Source organism: Acidobacteriota bacterium, from assembly GCA_012517875.1.
Taxonomy (GTDB): domain Bacteria; phylum Acidobacteriota; class JAAYUB01; order JAAYUB01; family JAAYUB01; genus JAAYUB01.
Genome location: JAAYUB010000014.1, coordinates 1 through 16,360 on the forward strand (window position 1 = coordinate 1; position 16,360 = coordinate 16,360).

The window sequence follows — 16,360 nt, forward strand, 5'->3', positions numbered from 1 at the left end:
CCGACAGATCGAGAGCCGGATCGACCGCGTCGTCCAGAAGATGGCCGACGCCCAGGCCCGCCGACAGCAGCAGGATCGCGAGAACCAGCAGCAGCAACTTCAGGCCCGCGCGCGGTCGCTGCTCACCGCGGGCATCGGCGATTACAAGGCGGGCAATTACCAGAGCGCCATCGACCAGTTGACCCAGTCGGTGGCCATCGATCCCCGCCAGGCTGACGCGTATTTCCACATCGGCGCGTCCTATCTCGAGTTGAAGAACATCCCCAAGGCCCAGGAGAATTTCCGGAAGGCCATCCAGCTCAAACCCGACTACGCGCTGGCCCACTTGAACCTGGGCATCCTGGCCCAGTCCGACCGGAACTATGACCAGGCCATCACCCACCTGCGCAAGGTCATCGATCTCGGCGGCGTCCCCGGCTACTCGGTGGACAAGCTCCAGGGCATCATCCGGGAGATGGAGGTGCACAAATCGTTCGCCGTCCTGATCAACCGGTCCATCGCCGTGGAGCACAAGCATTTCATCGGCGGCTGCAACGGCTTTCTCGTGTTCAGCGCCGACAATCTGAAGTACGAGACAAACGAGGCCAAACACGCGTTCAACGTGCCCATCCGCTCGTTGAAAAACGTCCAGTTCGCCAAGGGGGACGAGTTCTCGTTCCAGGTGGGCGACCAGAAGTACAAGTTCAGCATCCAGAACGCCAACGCCTACGCGGACATCAGCCGGCTGCTCCCCGAGTACTTGAAGGTGCTCGGCAAGTAGCGCGCGCCCGCATTGCCCGGTTTCCGCCTGCGGCCGGTTCCACGGAACCGGCCGCGGCTTTTTAGGGCTGGCCGGCGCCGAGCGCGTGCGCCGGATTCCCCCATGCGCGACGGCCGAACCGGAGCTTTCGGACGATCCGAGGCCCGGCGGAGTCCGTCCTTGAGTTGACCGCCGGGAATTGTTATGCTGCACGCCGGTAACGGATCATGGCCGCACTGGACCTCCGCAAGATCACCGGCTTCTGGGTCCCCCTGGCCGCCACCTGGCTCATGATGGCGCTGGAGGGTCCGTTCCTCGCGGCGGTGATCGCCCGGCTCGCCGATCCCAAGTACAACCTGGCGGCCTATGGCGTGGCCTTCTCGTTCGCCCTGATCATCGAGGCGCCCATCATCATGATCATGAGCGCCGCCACCGCCCTAGTCACCGGCCGCACGTCGCTCGTCCGCCTGCGCACCTACACCTACGCCATGAATGGGTGCATCACGGCCGTGATGCTCGTGGGCCTGATCCCGCCGGTGTTCGATCTGATCGCCCGCCAGCTGCTGGAGCTGCCGGACGAGGTGGCCCGGCTCGTGTACATCGCCTACCTGCTGCTGCTCCCGTGGCCGGGCGCCATCGGCTACCGGCGGTTCTACCAGGGGATCATGATCCGCCACAACCTCACCCGGCGGGTAGCCTACGGCACGGTGGTGCGCCTGTCCACCATGGCGGTCACCGCCGTAGCGCTGTACACCGTCGGCGGGGTACCGGGCGCCTGGGTGGGGGCGGCGGCGCTCTCGGCGGGCGTGACCATGGAAGCCGTCGCCAGCCGCCTGATGAGCCGGCGGATCGTGAGCCAACTGCTGCTGGACGACCGCGACAGCCGGTCCGCCCCCGGTTACCGGGAGATCCACCGCTTCTACATGCCCCTGGCCATGACCTCGATTCTGGCCATGGGTGTGCATCCGCTGCTCACGTTCTTCATGGGCCGGAGCCGGATGGCCATCGAATCATTGGCCGTCTGGCCGGTGGTCCACGTGACGTCGTTCATCTTTCGGTGCTTCGGCATCTCGTTTCAGGAGACGGCCATCGCCCTCCTCGGCGAGCGGCAAGAGGGTTACCGCGCCTTGCGCGACTTCGGCAACCGCCTGGCGGTGGCGACCGGCGGTGCCTATGCGCTGCTCGTGCTGACTCCGCTGTCGCACCTGTGGCTGGGCAAGGTCTCCGGCCTCTCGGCCGACCTGGCGGCGTTCGCCCTGCTGCCCGCCCAACTCGTGCTGCTGATGCCGTCGATGGAGGTCCTGCTGTCGTTCCAGCGCGCCCTGCTGGTGCATGCCCGGATGACCCGGGCGATCACCTGGGCCACCGCCGTCGAGGTGGTGGGGATCATTGTCGTACTGTTCGCGGGCATCCGGCTCGGCGGCGCCACCGGCGCCGTGGCGGCGGCCGTCGCCGTGACAGCCGGCCGGCTGACCCACATTCTGTTCCTGATGCCCCCCTGCCTGCGGGCCCGGCGTCTGGCAGACCCACTCGTCAAGGCGCAGCCGGCCGGGATCTGATCGATGCCCGCCCGATGAGCTGCCCGCCCTGTGTCACCACGTCCACCCGGACCTCGGCCGCCGGCGGCAGCCGCTTCAGGGCCACGGATGTCCAGAGCCGGTACCCGTCCTTCCGCCCGCCGGCGATGGCGTAATTGCGCGACGCAAACATCGCCGCGCCGTCCACGTACCAGCGATGGCTGACCTTCTCCTCCAGGCCGAGAGGCGCGACGACGGCGGTCAGCGCATAGAGCCGGCCGGTATAGTCCGCCGGCAGCTCCGTCACCGGCCCGACGCTTCGCAGGGTGTTCGGCCGGAAACCCAGGCTGAACACCGCCTGCTGCAGGCGCAGCGGGGCCGGCGGGACCAGCGGCCGGCCCAGTTCCAGCAGTCCCACCAGCAGCAGTGTGCCCAGCGCCGCCAGGATCCATCGCTGCCGCCGGGCCAGGCCCGACAGCCGGAGCACGAAGGTTGCGTAGCCGGCCCCCGCCAGCAAGGCGCTCACCGTCAGCGCCGTGGTGTTGCCGATCTTCCAGGAGATCGGCAGCAGCACGTTGATGCTGGCGAACAGGTTGAATGCGAAGAAGGCCGACAGGTAGTACCAGCGCACCGACAGCTCGCGGTCATATACCACGTCGAGGGTCGACAGCACCGCCGACGCGGCCAGCGCCGCCACGAAGATGATGTTGCCGGAGCCGGGGGTCATGCTCGCCCAATACAGCGGCAGGATGAAGAAAAGGATCTGCTGGTAGAAATTGCGATTGAACCAATTGACCATCAGCCGCAGGCGGTGGCCCCACGGGCCGGCCAGGCAGGGATGCCGCAGGATCACGGGCAGAAGCAGGCTGGTGGCCCAGATGAAGGCGATATGAATCACCACCAGCCGGACGTAGTCGAAGCGGACCCGCCCCAGCCACATCATCGCCACGCCCAACAGGAGCGAGTAGAGGCTGTGCAGCCACCACAGCTTGTCCGCGTGCGGCTCCAAGCGGGATTGAATGGCGGCGAACCTCGGATGCATCCCTCGTCTCCGGCTCGGGTCGGCCCGAGCGTCCAAGATAGCGCAACCGCCGCCTCCGGCGAAGCGAATTTTCCATGGATTCCAACGAAGATTCCGCGAATCGGCGGAACGGTTCTGGATTATAATCCATCCGGACAACGGGTGTGGAATCCAGCGCAAGGGCCAGTCGATGCCGCAACCACAGCCAGGCCGGCGACGCGAATACCGGAGCGATTTCCGGCTGTTCGGCCTGCCGCTGGTTCACCTGGTCATGGGCCGCGATCCGCAGACGGGTGCGCCCGGGCGAGCCGTCGGTATCATCGCCATCGGCCGCTTCGCCTTCGGGGTGATCGCCCTGGGACAGGTCGCCGTGGGCGTGCTCCCCATTGGCCAGATTTCGCTCGGCCTGCTGCTGGCGCTGGGACAGGTGTCGGTGTCCGGCTACGAGGCGTTCGGCCAGGTGGCGGTGGCCCCACGGCTGGCTGTGGGACAGGTCGGCGTGGGCGGCCACGCGCTGGCCCAGGTGGGTGTGGGACGATATGTCATCGCCCAGGCCGGCCGGGGTGCCCACGTCCACAGCGCAGAGCAGCCTTGCGCCGCCGCACTGGCCAGCTTCCACTCGGAATTCCCGACCCTCTTCGGCCTGCTCCGGCGCGTCGTCGGCGACGCGCTGCGGCCGGACCGGCCGGCCGAAGCCCCGGCGGCCCGGGCCCGCCCAGCGGGCACCCTGTGAACGACTCAACCGACTTCGTCAAGGGAGACTCCCGGCACATTATGATCGGCACCTCTGGTTGCAAGCGACGCGCGATAACCCTCTTCCGGTCGGCGGCGATAGCGCTGCTGCTGGCGGCGTCGGCGCTGTCCGCCACCCCCCCGGTCCCGCCCGGCCCCATCCGCATCGGCGTCATCGGGCCCCTCACCGGCTCGAACCAGTCCGCCGGAGTCGGCCAGCTCAACGCGGTGCGCCTCGCCGCGGAAGAGTTCAACAAGATGGGCGGCGCGCACGGCCGGCTCGTCGAGATCATCGAGGCCGACGATCAGGGGCAGCCGCTGCAATCCGCCGCCGGCGTGGACCGGCTCCTGCGCGGGGGCGCCGTGGCGGTGCTGGGCGCCATCAATTCGTCGTGCACGCTGGCCATCATGGAGCCGTGCGCCCGCGCCCGGACTCCGCTCCTGACCTCGTCGTCCACGGCGACGCGGGTCACCGCGACCGGCAACAAATGGGTATTCCGCTGCATTGAATCCGACTATTTTCGCATGGCCGAGCTCAGTCGGTACCTGACCGAGGAGCTGTCGCTGCGGCGCATCGGCATCCTGTACGACAACGATGATTTCGGCCGCGGCCTCATGGCCGATTTTACCCGCAGCCTCGAGCAGCACAACCTCGAGCTCGCCTATGCCCAGCCGTTCCGGCGCGATCAGGCGGACTTCAGCGCCGAACTGCAGGAGATCCAGCGGCAGGGGATCGAGGCGCTCGGCCTGTTTGGCATCACCCCGGACAACATCCGCCTCGCAAAGCTGGTCCGGGAGAAGCAGCTGCCGGTTCAGCTTTTCGCCCCCGACGTCACCGAGCGTTACCTCGCCAGTTGGCGGGACGTGGAGAGTCTGGTGGCGACTGATTCGTACTTCCTCCTCCAGGACAAGCCCGCGGCGCGCCAGTTCGCTGCCCGGTACAAAAGGCGATTCGGGATCGCAGCCGGCCCCCACGCCGGGCGCGCCTACGACGCCGCCTGCATCCTGTTCCAGGCGATCCGGCGCACGCCGGACCCGCGCCGCGAGGCCCTGCGCGACGCCATCTCGGCCACCGAAAACTTTCCTGGCGTCACCGGCGACTTCAACTTCAAGGCCAACGGCGACGTGGTCAAGAAAATCCAGATCATCGCCATCCACAACGGCGCATTCGTCCCCGCACAGGAGTGGCGCGTCCGCTCCGATTACCGGCGCTGGATTCTGATCCTGATCCCCAGCCTGCTGCTGCTCTTTCTCGTCGCCAACTGGACGGTTGGCCGGGTGCGCCGGGCCGTCCGCAAGCGGATCCAGGAACGCGCCCTGCGCGAGTTCAAGCCCATCAAGGTCAATCCGTACATCGTCGGGAATCCCATCCGCGAGAAAGAGATGTTCTTCGGCCGGGAGGACGACTTCCATTTCATCCTGAAGAATATCCGCCGCGAAGACAGCGGCGTCTGCATCGTGCTCTGCGGCGAGCGCCGCAGCGGGAAGACGTCGATCCTTTACCAGATCCTCAACGGCCGCCTCGGCCCCGACGTCCTGCCGGTGCTCATCGACCTGCAGCTCTACGGCAACTGCCCCGACACCGTCTCGTTCTACAACCGGATGGCCCGGGACGTCGCCGAGGGTTTGCGCAAGCGCGGCGCCACGCTGCCGCCGGTGGACGCGGGCAAAGGCCAGGAGAGCTTCGAGGAGCTGCTGGAGGCCGCCATCCGGCGGTTCGCCGGCCGCAAATTCGTGTTCCTGCTCGACGAGTACGAGATCCTCGAAACCCTCATCGACCAGGGCGCGCTGCACGCATCGACGGTGGACTGCCTCTCCGCGCTGCTGGACCGGCACCCGGAGCTCAGCTTCGTCCTGACCGGCTCCATGCGGCTGGAGGACCGCCGCAAGCCGTACTGGCAGCATCTGATCGCCAAGAGCCTCTACCGCAAGATCAGCTTCCTGACCCAGCGGGACACCCTGCGCCTGATCACCGAGCCGCTCAAGGGGCTGGTCTTCCATGCCGACGGCGTCCCTGAACGCATCTACCGGCTCACCGCCGGGCAGCCGTTCTACACCCAGGCCGTCTGCATGAACGTGGTGGATCATCTCAACGAGGTGGGCCACAACCTCGTCACGTCCGACGACCTGGCGGCGGTGGTGGTGCAACTCATCGAGAATCCGCTGCCCCAGATGCTTTACTTTTGGGACAGCTTCAGTTTCTCCGAGAAGCTGGTCCTGTCGCTGCTCGCCGACGGTCTGACCACCTCGGGCGGCGAGGCCACGGACGCCGAGGGCCTGCTCGCGCACGCCGCCGGGCTGCAGCTCCCCATCCAGCAGGACCTGCAGACCGTGCAGACCATCCTGGAGGCGCTTTTCACCCGCGAGGTGGCCAACAAGAAGGGTCGGCAGTTCCAATTCCGCATCGATTTGCTCCGCGAGTGGATCCACCGCGACCACTCGCCCTGGCAGATCATCGGCGAAAACCAGAACCGGTGACACGATGAAACAGAACCCGTATCTCGACCGCGTGGCCATCCGCGACATCCACCGCTTCTTCGGGCGGCGGCGCGAGGTGACGCGGATTTTCTCGCGCATCGGCGCGGCGCGCCCGCAGTCGGTGTCGGTGGTGGGCGAGCGCCGGATCGGCAAATCGTCCCTGCTCAACCACATCGCCTCCCCGGAGGTCCAGGCGCGCCACCTCGACGCCCCGGCACCGTACGTCTTCGTCAAGATGGACCTGCAGGAACGGAAGAATCTGTCGCTGTCGGAGTTCTTCCGTGAGCTGATCCTGCTGCTGATGCAGGCCGCGGACTTTTCCGAAGCGCTCACTCCCGATTTCGAAGGCGTCCGCATGGCTGTGGCCGCTCTCCAGCGCAAAGGACGCAAGATCGTGATCCTGTTCGACGAGTTCGACGTGGTCACCTCGAACCAGCACTTCGGCGAGGAGTTCTTCTCGTTCTTCCGGTCGCTGGCCAACAACTATGACTTGGCTTACATCACCAGCTCCAAGCGTGACCTGCAGGAGCTGTGCCACACCAGCAAGGTGGCCGACTCGCCCTTCTTCAACATCTTCAGCACCATCAACCTGAGCGTGTTCAGCCGCGACGAGGCGCTCCAACTCATCAGCCAGCCTTCGGCCGAGGCCGGGGCGCCGCTGGAGCCGCATGCGGACGCGATCCTGAAGCTGTCCGGTTACTTCCCGTTCTTCATCCAGATCGCCTGCTGTGCCTTCTTCGAACAGCTGACCATGGGCGACGGCACGGCGGACCCGGCCCAGGTGCTGGAGATCTTCCTTGAGGAAGTGATCCCCCACTTCAACTACGTCTGGGACCACTTCAGCGTCGAGGAGAAAAACATCTGCCGCCAGGTGATGCGGGGCGAACCGGTGCCGCCCACCTTCACCTACTTGTTCAAGAAGCTTGAGAAAAGCGGCTACATCCTGCCTGGTGCGCCGCCGGCGCTGTTCTCCACCGCCTTCAGCGAGTTCATCGCCCGCCGCGACAGCGAGGAGCGCAACGTGCTGGGCGACACCATGCAGGTGTCGCTCTCCCGCGAGGAGACCCGCCAGGTGGTCGACGCGCTCCCCTCCCGGGTGCCGGACCGCCTCGGGCCGTTCCATATCGAGCACCCGCTCGGCGAGGGTGGAATGGGCTGCGTGTACATGGCCGAGGACACCCAGCTCAAGCGCAAGGTGGCCATCAAGGTGATCTCGCCCCAGATGAGCGGCAACTCCGACATTCGTCGGCGGTTTCTGAAGGAGGCCCGCTCCGCCTCGGTGCTTAACCATCCGAACATCTGCACCATATACCAGGTGGGCCAGGAGGCCGGGCTCGATTTCATCGTCATGGAATACGTCGAAGGGATGACCATCCGCGACATGCTCCGGGAAGGCCCCTTCGAGCCCGCGTCCATCTGCCGGATCGGCATCCAGGTGGCCGATGCCCTGGACCTGGCCCACTCCCAGAACATGATCCATCGCGACATCAAGCCGGCCAACATCATGGTGACCAAAACCGGCCGCGCCAAGATCCTCGACTTCGGCCTGGTAAAATGGACCGGGCCGAACGAGCTCCAGGCCACAGCGATGACCGGCCTGACCGAGCAGGGCGCCATCATGGGCACGGTGAACTACATGTCGCCGGAGCAGCTTCGCGGCGACCTCGTCGACCATCGCACCGACATCTTCTCCCTGGGGCTGGTGCTTTACGAGATGGCGACGGGGCAGTCGCCCTTTTCCGCGGAAAATTACATCGGCGTAATGCACGCCATCCTCTACCAGCCGGTCGCATCGCCGCCCCCGCCTTTCCCGGCGGCGCTCTGGTCCGTCATCGACCGCACCCTGGCCAAGGACCCGGCTCATCGCCACCAGACCGCCGGCGAGCTGCGCGACGACCTGGCTGCCTTCCTCAAGCAGGCGGAGTAAGCGGGCCTTCGTTCCTCGTGCCCTTTCTTATTCGTAAATCGTAATCGCGATCGAAATTTGTTATCGAGGCTCGCGGCTCGTTCCCGTTTCTTTGTGCTCGTAATCGGAATCGCAACCGTAATCGTGCCCGCAAACGTCATCGGACTCCGGGGAGCCGGACATTCACCACGAAGTCACAAAGGGCACAAAGGACCGGTTCCATTTGTCATTGATCATGTTGCATTTGTCATTGGCGAGCCGTAAATGGGTGAAAGGGTGAATCGGTGAATGGAAGTTATTGATTGGTTGATGATAATTGCTTGGATTTTATTCGCTGTTTGGAGCCAAGCCGGATTTTGCCCGGACTCGGGACCTGGGTCCTGAAATCAGGCACTCGGGGCCGAGATTCAGGACCGAGGACCCAGGATCCAGAACCGAGGTCCCGGGTTCGATTTCCGAAGTCGGATTTCCGCTTCCGAGCACGATTACGATCACGATTACGAATTACGAGTACGAGCGGGCGGGACGAGGCGGGTTCACGGCGTGCCGGCAAGGAGGTCCAGGATTGCGATGGCCACCGCCTTGGTCTTCGAGGCCGGGTCGTTGATGGGTCCGACGCAGGAGGGGCACCCCGCGGCGCACGCGCAGCCGGCGATGAGCGCGCGGCCCTTGCGGAAGAGCTCCTCATGGCGTTCGTACAGCTCGTCGCTCAGCCCGATGCCGCCGGGGTGGCTGTCGTAGAAAAACAGGGTGGGCTCGAACCGGTCGACGATCTCGATGAGCCCCTCGTCGGCGCGGCCGTCCATGGAGTAGATCCCGCGCCCCTGGACGCCCAGCGCGGCGAACCAGCGCGACTGACGGTCGCCGATGCTGCGGCCCAGGTCGCGGAAGTCGCACATGAGCATGAGCACGGCGACATTGTGCAGGGCGTAGGCCAGCCCCAGGAAGCCGTCGATGACCTCCAGACGGTTGTACGGCAACGCGGCGAGCCGGTCGGGGCGCGCGGTAAACCAGCAGGCGGCGGTGTGCAGGTCATGCTGCGGCAGGTTGATGTCGCCGAATCCGAGGTTCTCCATGGTGTAGAATCGGATCTTCTTGAAACCGGCGTAGTTTTTAACGACGTGGACCTCGCCCCGCTCCCGGAGTACGCCGGGGCGCGGCTCCTGCTGGAATTCGTCCAGGATCCGAACGCTGGTGTAGACGATGGAGTCGGTGTAGTAGTCCACCCGGCTCGGTTCCACGTAGGCCTTGCGGGCGGCGTAGTCCAGCTTTTTCACCCAATACTGCCGGCCCTCGCACATGTAAATGGCGTCCTCGTAGATGACCTCGGGCGCGGTCTCGAAGTCCACCTCGGCGACGGCCTTGGCGTTGTCGGTCTGGTCCAGGACGACGAAGTTCTCCTCGGCGATGTTCCGGAGCGACACGCCGTCCGCCGGGTAGGCGTCGGCCATCCAGTGCCAGGCGCCGCCGCTGTGGTGGACGAGGCCGCCCTCCGCCAGCGTCTCGAGGAAATCCGTCACGGGCCCGGCGCCAAACGACTCGTCGTCCTTGAACGGCAACTCGAAGGCGGCGCACTTGACGTGGCTGAGCATGATCAGCAGGTTTTCCGGGTTGACCAGGGCGTGCTCCGGGGAACGGCCGAAGAAGTAGTCCGGATTGTTCATCAGGAACTGGTCCAGCGGGAAGCTCCGGCCCACCAAGATGATCACCGACAAGTCGCTCTTGCGCCCCGCGCGCCCCGCCTGCTGCCAGGTGGAAGCGATGGTGCCGGGGTAGCCGGCCATGACGCAGGCGGTGAGGGTGCCGATGTCGATGCCGAGCTCCAGGGCGTTGGTGCTGACCACGCCGAGGATGGTGCCGTCGCGCAGCCCCTGCTCGATCTCCCGCCGCACCAGCGGCAGGTAGCCGCCGCGGTAGCCCCGCACCGTGGCCCGGCGGCTGAGTTTGTTCTCCACCTGATCCTTGAGGTACTTGACCAGGATCTCCACGTTGAGCCGGCTCTGGGCGAAGACGATGGTGGGCACTCCGTGGCGCAGCAGCAGCGTCGCCAGCTTGCGCACGGCGGTCAGGTAGCTCTGGCGGATGCCGAGGTCGGGGTTGATCACCGGCGGGTTGTAGAAAACCAGCAGCTTCTCGCCGGCGGGCGCGCCGCTGCGGTCCACCACCGTCACCGGTTCGCCGATGAGCCGTTCGGCCAGCTCGCCCGGGTTGGCGATGGTGGCCGAACAACAGATGAACTGGGGATGGGCGCCGTAGAAGGCGCACACGCGGCGCAGCCGCCGGAAGAGGTTGGCCACGTGGGAGCCAAACACGCCGCGGTAAGTGTGGATCTCGTCTACGACGATGTACTTCAGGTTCTCGAACAGCTTGACCCACTTTGTGTGGTGGGGGAGCACCGCCTGGTGGAGCATGTCCGGGTTGGTGATGACGATGTGGCCGAGGTCGCGGATCGCCTTCCGCGCGTCGGTGGGCGTGTCGCCGTCGTAGGTGAAGGTGCGGATGCCGCCGCCCACGCCGTCGATGAGCTCCTGCAGGCCGGCGCGCTGGTCCTGCGAGAGCGCCTTGGTGGGAAACAGATACAAGGCGCGGGCGGTGGGGTCCTCGAGACAGCGCTGGAGCACCGGCAGGTTGTAGCACAGGGTCTTGCCCGACGCGGTGGGCGTGACCAACGCCACGTGGCGGCCATCCCTGACCAGGCGCAGCGCCTCGCCCTGGTGGCTGTAGAGGCGGGTGATCCCGGCGGCCGCCAGCGCCGCCTGCAGGCGCGGATGCAGGTCCGGCGGCAGGGGGACGTACTCGCCTTCCGTCGCCGGGATGTGCGTCCAGGCGGCGATGGCCTGGTTGCGTTCGGCGTACCGTCGAATCTGGGCGATCACCCCGGTCAGATGCATCATGCGGCGACCCCCGCAGCGGTTTGCCCCATTATCCCAGATTTCGCGCCAGCGGGGAAAGCAGAGTTACGAGATAGGAGAAGACAGGAGATGGGAGTGGGTCACCCTCTCGCGCACCTGAGCCCCCTGACAATCTGTACCCTTCCCACCTCTCCCCGGTTCACCGTTTACTGTTTACTGTTTATCGTTTGCTCCTAACCCCTATCTCCCAACTCCAGTCTTACAAGTGCTTGACAGCAGCCGCACCCGGCTCTAAGATGGCGACTTATGGTCGCGAAAGCCGCCAGTAAAGCCAATCTCACCACCGTGCTGCTCGCCAGCTGGATCTGCCCCGGCGCGGGGCATCTGCTGCTCGGCCAGCGGTTCCGTGCCGCGCTCAATTGCGTCGCGGTGGGCGGCTTGTTCTGGCTGGGATTGGCCCTGCACGCCTACTTCGTGTTTCCCAATACGCCCGGCGAGACCTTCGCCCTGTTCAAGTTCCTCGGTGCGCTCGCCAGCGGCGGCCACTACTTCGTCGCCTACATCCTGCAACTGGGTACAGGCGACCTCGACGTGTTCCGGGCCGCGCTGACCAACGAGATCGGCAACACCTGCCTGTACACCGCGGGTATCCTGAACGTGCTCGTCCTGGTGGATGCCTGGGACCTTCACAGCGGGAGGAAAAAGTGATGGGCCTGCTGGTGGTCGGATTCCTGTTTTCGCTGTTGGTCTCGGGCGTGTTCGCGTTCGTGGAGCGGGGCGACAGCCGGGAGCGTCTCCGCTATTTCATCAAGGCGTTCTGCTGTTTCTTTTTGTCCATCCTGGTGGCCGGCTGGCTCATGCGGCAGCTCCCTTTCTGACCCTTGCCGCACCGGATCCCTTCTCTCCATCTCACCCTCGAATCTTTTTGCAACTTTTTCCATCCCGGAGAGTCCATCTAATAGAGCGCAGCTGCGTTGTCCCCAGGGGGTCTGATGAACACCGTGTATATCGCGTTTTTTCTGGCTTTCCTCGGTTTTTATCTTGTGCTGTTCCTGGTGCTGCTGTTCTCCAACCGCATGGACCGCCGGGCCCGCCGGCGTCCCGATGACGAGGAGGACGACTACAAGGATGAAGTGCTGCACGTGAAGTCGTGACGGTCCGGCAGGCACGCACCGGAGAATCCCCCCGCGAAGGTGGGGAGTGTGCTTCGGCGGCGGATTCTTCGCAATCCTAAATATTTCATTTACAATTAATTAGATTTAGTCTGCATCCCTTGGTCCTTAAGGACTACTGGGGGATTGCTGATTCTACTGGGATTTGGGACCCGGGACCTTGGGCTGGGACGAGGTGGCTGGGACCAGCGGGTGGATACTTGGAGCTGGGAACCGGAACCCAACTCCCAGGTCCGATTTCCGATGATCGTGAACGAATTTCAAGACTCGATTACAATCACGAATTACGAGTACGAACGAGGGGGTGGGGGCGAGGCGGGCATGATCATGCCGTGGCGGCGGCGGGGCTGCCGGCGCCCGTCATGATCCGCCGTCCACCAGGGCGCGCAGCTCCGACAGCCAGCCGCGGATGGCACAAAAACCTTTGTCCCAGAAAGCGGGGCTGTCGAGATCCTCACCCACCGAAGCGGCCAGCTCGTAGGGTGTTGCCGAGCCCCCCCGCCGCAGGATGTCCTTGTACCGCTCGACGAACGCCGCCCCCTCCTCAAGGTATCGCTGGTAGAGGCAGAGCACGAACAGCTCCCCGAACGAATAGGCGTAGCAGTAGAAACGGTAATGAAAGAAGTGGGGGATGGCCGCCCAATTCCACCGTTGAACCGGCGAGAAGTCCACCGCGTCGCCGTACAGTCGCTGTGTCTCCTCGCGCCAGAGTGAACACAGCTCCTCCGACGACATCAGCGCCGCGTTGACGCGGTCGTGGGCCTCCCGCTCGAACCGCGTGTACATGTTCTGCCGGAACACCGTGGCGATGATGTCCTCGAGGTGGCTGCAGTAGAAGCCGATGAGGCGGTCGCGCAGGGGGATCTCCCGCTTGACCGCGGCGGCCAGCAGCATCTCGCCGAAGACCGACGCCGTCTCGGCGGCCACCGTGGGCGGATGGTAATTGAGATACGTCTGCCCGGCGGCCAGCAGGTCGTGGAGGCCGTGGCCCAGCTCGTGGGCCATGGTGAACACGTCGCGCAGCGACCCGGAGTAGTTGAGCAGCACGAACGGGTGCGTGCCGGGCCCCGGCCCGTAGCAGTACGCCCCGCCCCCCTTGTGGCGGCGGACCGGGGCGTGAATCCACCGCTCCTCGAAAAACCGTTCCGCCAGGGCGCCGAGCCCGGCGTCGAAGCCGCGGAAGGCGTCCACGACCAGCGTCCGCGCCCGGGCAAAGGGGATGTCGCGGACCGGCTCGCCCACCGGGGCGTACAGGTCGGAACCGCGCACGCGCGCCAAGCCCATGATCCGCGCCTTGAGCCGGTAGTAGTCCTGGACCAGGCCGTACTGGGCGGCGATCCGGTCCATCATCAGGCGGACCGTCGGCTCCTCCACCTGGTTGGCCAGGTGGGTGGGGGCGGTGCTGTGGGGGAACCGCCGCAACTCGCATTCGATGCCGTGGTCGCGGACCAGGCTGTTGAAGACGGTGGCGATGGTCTGCCCGTGGCGGGCGTACTGGCCGAAGTAGGCGCGCACCACCCCCGCCCGTACCGCCGCCTCCGGGTGGTAGAACAAGTTGCGCGCCGCCGCCCCCGGCAGGCGTTGCCGACGTCCGTCCAGGGTCACCGTGAAGGTGAGCGCCGTGGTCAGCTCGTCGTAGAGCCGGACGAAGGCGTTCTTGCCGGTGATGTCCTTCTTGCCGATGAGGATCTCCTCCTTCTCCCCGAGCTGGTGGGGCCGGTAGCGGGCGATCTGCCGGAGGAAGTTGCGGTAGTCCGCCAGCTCCGGGGCGGCGGCGATCCGGTCGAACACGCCCTCCGGCAACGCCAGCAGCTCCAGGCGGAAGAAGACCATCCGCTCGTCCAGGCGGGCCGATACCTCGTCAGTCCGGACCAGCAGGCGCCGGAAGGCGGGATCGGCCGAATTCGTGGAGAACTCGAGGTAGGCGTACGCCCGCACCCGGCCGAACAGCTCCAAGATCGCCTCCTGCTCCCGCAGGGCCGCGAGCACTGCGTCCGCTTCGCCCAGCCGGCCGCGGAAGCGGCGCTCGAAGTCGGCGGCCAGCGACTCGACGCGGGCCAAGTCGTCGTCCAGGCGGGGATCGTCGGACCGGGCGTACAGCTCCGACAGGTCCCACACCGGCAGGTCGTCAACAGGCTCCATGGCTCACTCCAGCGGGTCGTCAGCCGGCGCGGCTCGCCGCCGTCTCCCCGCCAATCTACCAGAACCAGGCCGCTCGGGCCAAGGGCTTTATGGGACGATCCGCCAGTCGCCCGCCCGATCGCTCCGTCATCCGACGCGACATGGCTACGGACACTTGACCACGAGCCCGATGTGGACTACCATTTCCGCCGATGTCCCCCACCCGCAACAAATTCCTGAACCTGGTCAACCGCCATCCGGCGGAGGTCATCGCCGCCAGCTTCATGCTCACGGCGCTGCTGGGCTCCCTGCTGCTGATCACCCCCGCAGCGGCGGGCAAGGGGCCGGTGGGCTGGGTGGACGCCTTCTTCACCGCCACGAGCGCCGTCTGTGTCACCGGCCTGATCACCGTGGACACCGGCACCCAGTTTTCCCCCTTCGGCCAGGCGGTCATCCTCGGCCTGATCCAGGCCGGCGGATTGGGCATCATGACCTATGCCGTCATATTGGCCACGCTGTCCGGGCGCAAGATCTCGCTGTCGGGCCGGACCATCATGGAGCAGTCCTTCATGCCGCAGCCCCAGGCGGTCATCTACGGCCTCACCCGGATCATCGTGCTATCGACCCTCCTCATCGAGGGGGTGGGCGCTGTCCTGCTCTACCTGTTCCATCCCGGCGGCGGCATGTTTGCCGCTGTGTTCCACTCCATCTCGGCCTTCTGCAATGCCGGATTCAGCCTGTATGCCGACAACCTCACCCGATTTCGCGGCCATCTGGGCGTCAATCTGACCGTCACCTCACTGATCATCCTGGGCGGTCTGGGTTTCTTCGTGATCTTCGAGGTGCTGCACCACGTGGGCAGCCGCAAGCGGCACAAGCTTTCGCTGCACACCAAGCTGGTGTTGTCGGTGACTATCGGCCTGCTCCTGCTGGGAACGGTGGTCTTCTTCGTGTTTGAATACGACAACCTGCTCCGGAACCTCCCGCTGGGCGAACAGGTGCTGGCTTCCTATTTTCAGTCGGTCACGCCGCGCACCGCCGGCTTCAACACCGTGGATTACGGAAAGGCCACCGGCGCCACCCTGCTGTTCACGATCCTGCTCATGTTCGTGGGCGCTTCACCGGGCTCCACCGGCGGCGGCGTCAAGACAACGTCGCTCGGCGTGATGCTCGCCCTGGCCAGGAGCAAGCTCAAGGGCCGCGAGGATGTGGACATCTTCCGGGCGACCATCTCCAGCCGGGCGGTGGCCCGCACCTTGTCGGTCACCATCCTGGCCTCCTTCATCATCATCATGTCCCTGCTGGCCTTTCTCTGGGTCGAGATCGGCCCGCGGCCGTTCACCCAACACAATGTCCGGGTTCTGGAATACCTGTTCGAGATCACGTCCGCCTTCGGCACCGTGGGGCTCTCCACGGGTATCACGGCATCGTTGTCCGCCTTCGGCAAGCTGCTGCTCTGCGCGGTGATGTTCATCGGGCGTATCGGCCCGCTGACCATCGCCCACGCGGTGGGCCGCAAGTACGGCCAGGGCAAGTTCCGCTACCCCGAAGAACGCGTCATGATCGGGTGATTATCCTGAGGTGATCGGCGTCAGCGAGGCTGGAGACTCGTTCCTGTCCCCGTCCTTTGTGCTCGCGATTCGTCATCGTGATCGTAATTCCTAATCGTGATCGTAATCGAGGCTCGAGTCTCGTTCCCGTCTTCAACGTGCGTATCGCGGATCGGGGGTTTAGAGGTTGGAAGGTTGGAAGGTTGGAAGGTTGGAAGGTTGGAAGGTTGGAAGGTTGGAAGGTTGGAAGGTTGGAAGGTTGGAAGGTTGGA

General features: G+C 65.3%; 13 protein-coding genes. 9 read left to right on the top strand and 4 right to left on the bottom strand.

The features are described from left to right. On the top strand, positions 1-760 hold a 760-nt coding region (locus GX414_01405), incomplete at its 5' end, for a tetratricopeptide repeat protein (protein NLI45742.1). Between the two features lie 206 nt (positions 761-966). Next, positions 967-2,298: a hypothetical protein gene (locus tag GX414_01410; protein ID NLI45743.1), complete on the top strand. Its 1,332-nt coding sequence runs from the start codon at positions 967-969 to the stop codon at positions 2,296-2,298. Here GX414_01410 and GX414_01415 read toward each other — a convergent pair. Further along, positions 2,273-3,298, bottom strand: a complete 1,026-nt coding sequence (locus GX414_01415; GenBank protein NLI45744.1) for a DUF2914 domain-containing protein — start codon at positions 3,296-3,298, stop codon at positions 2,273-2,275. The genes GX414_01410 and GX414_01415 overlap by 26 nt on opposite strands. 169 nt (positions 3,299-3,467) lie before the next feature. On the opposite strand from GX414_01415, the gene GX414_01420 reads away from it, so the two are divergent. From GX414_01420 to GX414_01430, 3 genes are read left to right on the top strand one after another with little or no spacing between them, the layout of a single operon-like run. Beyond that, positions 3,468-4,010 (top strand): hypothetical protein, encoded by a 543-nt coding sequence (locus GX414_01420; protein ID NLI45745.1) that lies wholly within the window; start codon positions 3,468-3,470, stop codon positions 4,008-4,010. A 41-nt stretch (positions 4,011-4,051) separates the two neighbouring features. Next, positions 4,052-6,487, top strand: a complete 2,436-nt coding sequence (locus tag GX414_01425; protein NLI45746.1) for an ABC transporter substrate-binding protein — start codon at positions 4,052-4,054, stop codon at positions 6,485-6,487. A gap of 4 nt (positions 6,488-6,491) precedes the next feature. Then, the gene (locus GX414_01430) at positions 6,492-8,414 is read left to right on the top strand and encodes a protein kinase (GenBank protein NLI45747.1); all 1,923 of its coding nucleotides are present in this window, start codon (positions 6,492-6,494) and stop codon (positions 8,412-8,414) included. A gap of 515 nt (positions 8,415-8,929) precedes the next feature. Here the strand turns inward: GX414_01430 and GX414_01435 are convergent. Continuing rightward, complete coding sequence (locus tag GX414_01435; protein ID NLI45748.1) at positions 8,930-11,287, bottom strand: DEAD/DEAH box helicase; 2,358 nt, start codon at positions 11,285-11,287, stop codon at positions 8,930-8,932. Between the two features lie 264 nt (positions 11,288-11,551). On the opposite strand from GX414_01435, the gene GX414_01440 reads away from it, so the two are divergent. The 3 genes from GX414_01440 to GX414_01450 all read left to right on the top strand — a co-directional run bounded on the left by GX414_01440 (position 11,552) and on the right by GX414_01450 (position 12,399). Beyond that, entirely contained in the window at positions 11,552-11,953 is a 402-nt protein-coding gene (locus tag GX414_01440) for a hypothetical protein (protein ID NLI45749.1), read from the top strand. Then, on the top strand, positions 11,953-12,123 hold the full coding sequence (locus tag GX414_01445; GenBank protein ID NLI45750.1) for a hypothetical protein: 171 nt from the start codon (positions 11,953-11,955) through the stop codon (positions 12,121-12,123). The genes GX414_01440 and GX414_01445 overlap by 1 nt, the downstream gene beginning before the upstream one ends. A gap of 114 nt (positions 12,124-12,237) precedes the next feature. Next, positions 12,238-12,399 (top strand): hypothetical protein, encoded by a 162-nt coding sequence (locus GX414_01450; GenBank protein ID NLI45751.1) that lies wholly within the window; start codon positions 12,238-12,240, stop codon positions 12,397-12,399. A gap of 378 nt (positions 12,400-12,777) precedes the next feature. Here GX414_01450 and GX414_01455 read toward each other — a convergent pair whose 3' ends face one another. Further along, positions 12,778-14,559 (bottom strand): M3 family oligoendopeptidase, encoded by a 1,782-nt coding sequence (locus GX414_01455; protein ID NLI45752.1) that lies wholly within the window; start codon positions 14,557-14,559, stop codon positions 12,778-12,780. Positions 14,560-14,750: 191 nt separating this feature from the next. On the opposite strand from GX414_01455, the gene GX414_01460 reads away from it, so the two are divergent. After that, entirely contained in the window at positions 14,751-16,109 is a 1,359-nt protein-coding gene (locus GX414_01460) for a Trk family potassium uptake protein (GenBank protein ID NLI45753.1), read from the top strand. Positions 16,110-16,129: 20 nt separating this feature from the next. Here the strand turns inward: GX414_01460 and GX414_01465 are convergent. Continuing rightward, positions 16,130-16,360, bottom strand: a 231-nt coding sequence (locus tag GX414_01465; GenBank protein NLI45754.1) for a hypothetical protein, incomplete at its 5' end; no start/stop codon positions are given.

Excerpts from the sequence above, each read along its gene's own strand:
- GX414_01410 (NLI45743.1), top strand. The coding sequence starts at position 967 with ATGGCCGCACTGGACCTCCGCAAGATCACCGGCTTCTGGGTCCCCCTG.
- GX414_01415 (NLI45744.1), bottom strand. The coding sequence starts at position 3,298 with ATGCATCCGAGGTTCGCCGCCATTCAATCCCGCTTGGAGCCGCACGCG.
- GX414_01420 (NLI45745.1), top strand. The coding sequence starts at position 3,468 with ATGCCGCAACCACAGCCAGGCCGGCGACGCGAATACCGGAGCGATTTC.
- GX414_01425 (NLI45746.1), top strand. The coding sequence starts at position 4,052 with ATGATCGGCACCTCTGGTTGCAAGCGACGCGCGATAACCCTCTTCCGG.
- GX414_01430 (NLI45747.1), top strand. The coding sequence starts at position 6,492 with ATGAAACAGAACCCGTATCTCGACCGCGTGGCCATCCGCGACATCCAC.
- GX414_01435 (NLI45748.1), bottom strand. The coding sequence starts at position 11,287 with ATGATGCATCTGACCGGGGTGATCGCCCAGATTCGACGGTACGCCGAA.
- GX414_01440 (NLI45749.1), top strand. The coding sequence starts at position 11,552 with ATGGTCGCGAAAGCCGCCAGTAAAGCCAATCTCACCACCGTGCTGCTC.
- GX414_01445 (NLI45750.1), top strand. The coding sequence starts at position 11,953 with ATGGGCCTGCTGGTGGTCGGATTCCTGTTTTCGCTGTTGGTCTCGGGC.
- GX414_01450 (NLI45751.1), top strand. The coding sequence starts at position 12,238 with ATGAACACCGTGTATATCGCGTTTTTTCTGGCTTTCCTCGGTTTTTAT.
- GX414_01455 (NLI45752.1), bottom strand. The coding sequence starts at position 14,559 with ATGGAGCCTGTTGACGACCTGCCGGTGTGGGACCTGTCGGAGCTGTAC.
- GX414_01460 (NLI45753.1), top strand. The coding sequence starts at position 14,751 with ATGTCCCCCACCCGCAACAAATTCCTGAACCTGGTCAACCGCCATCCG.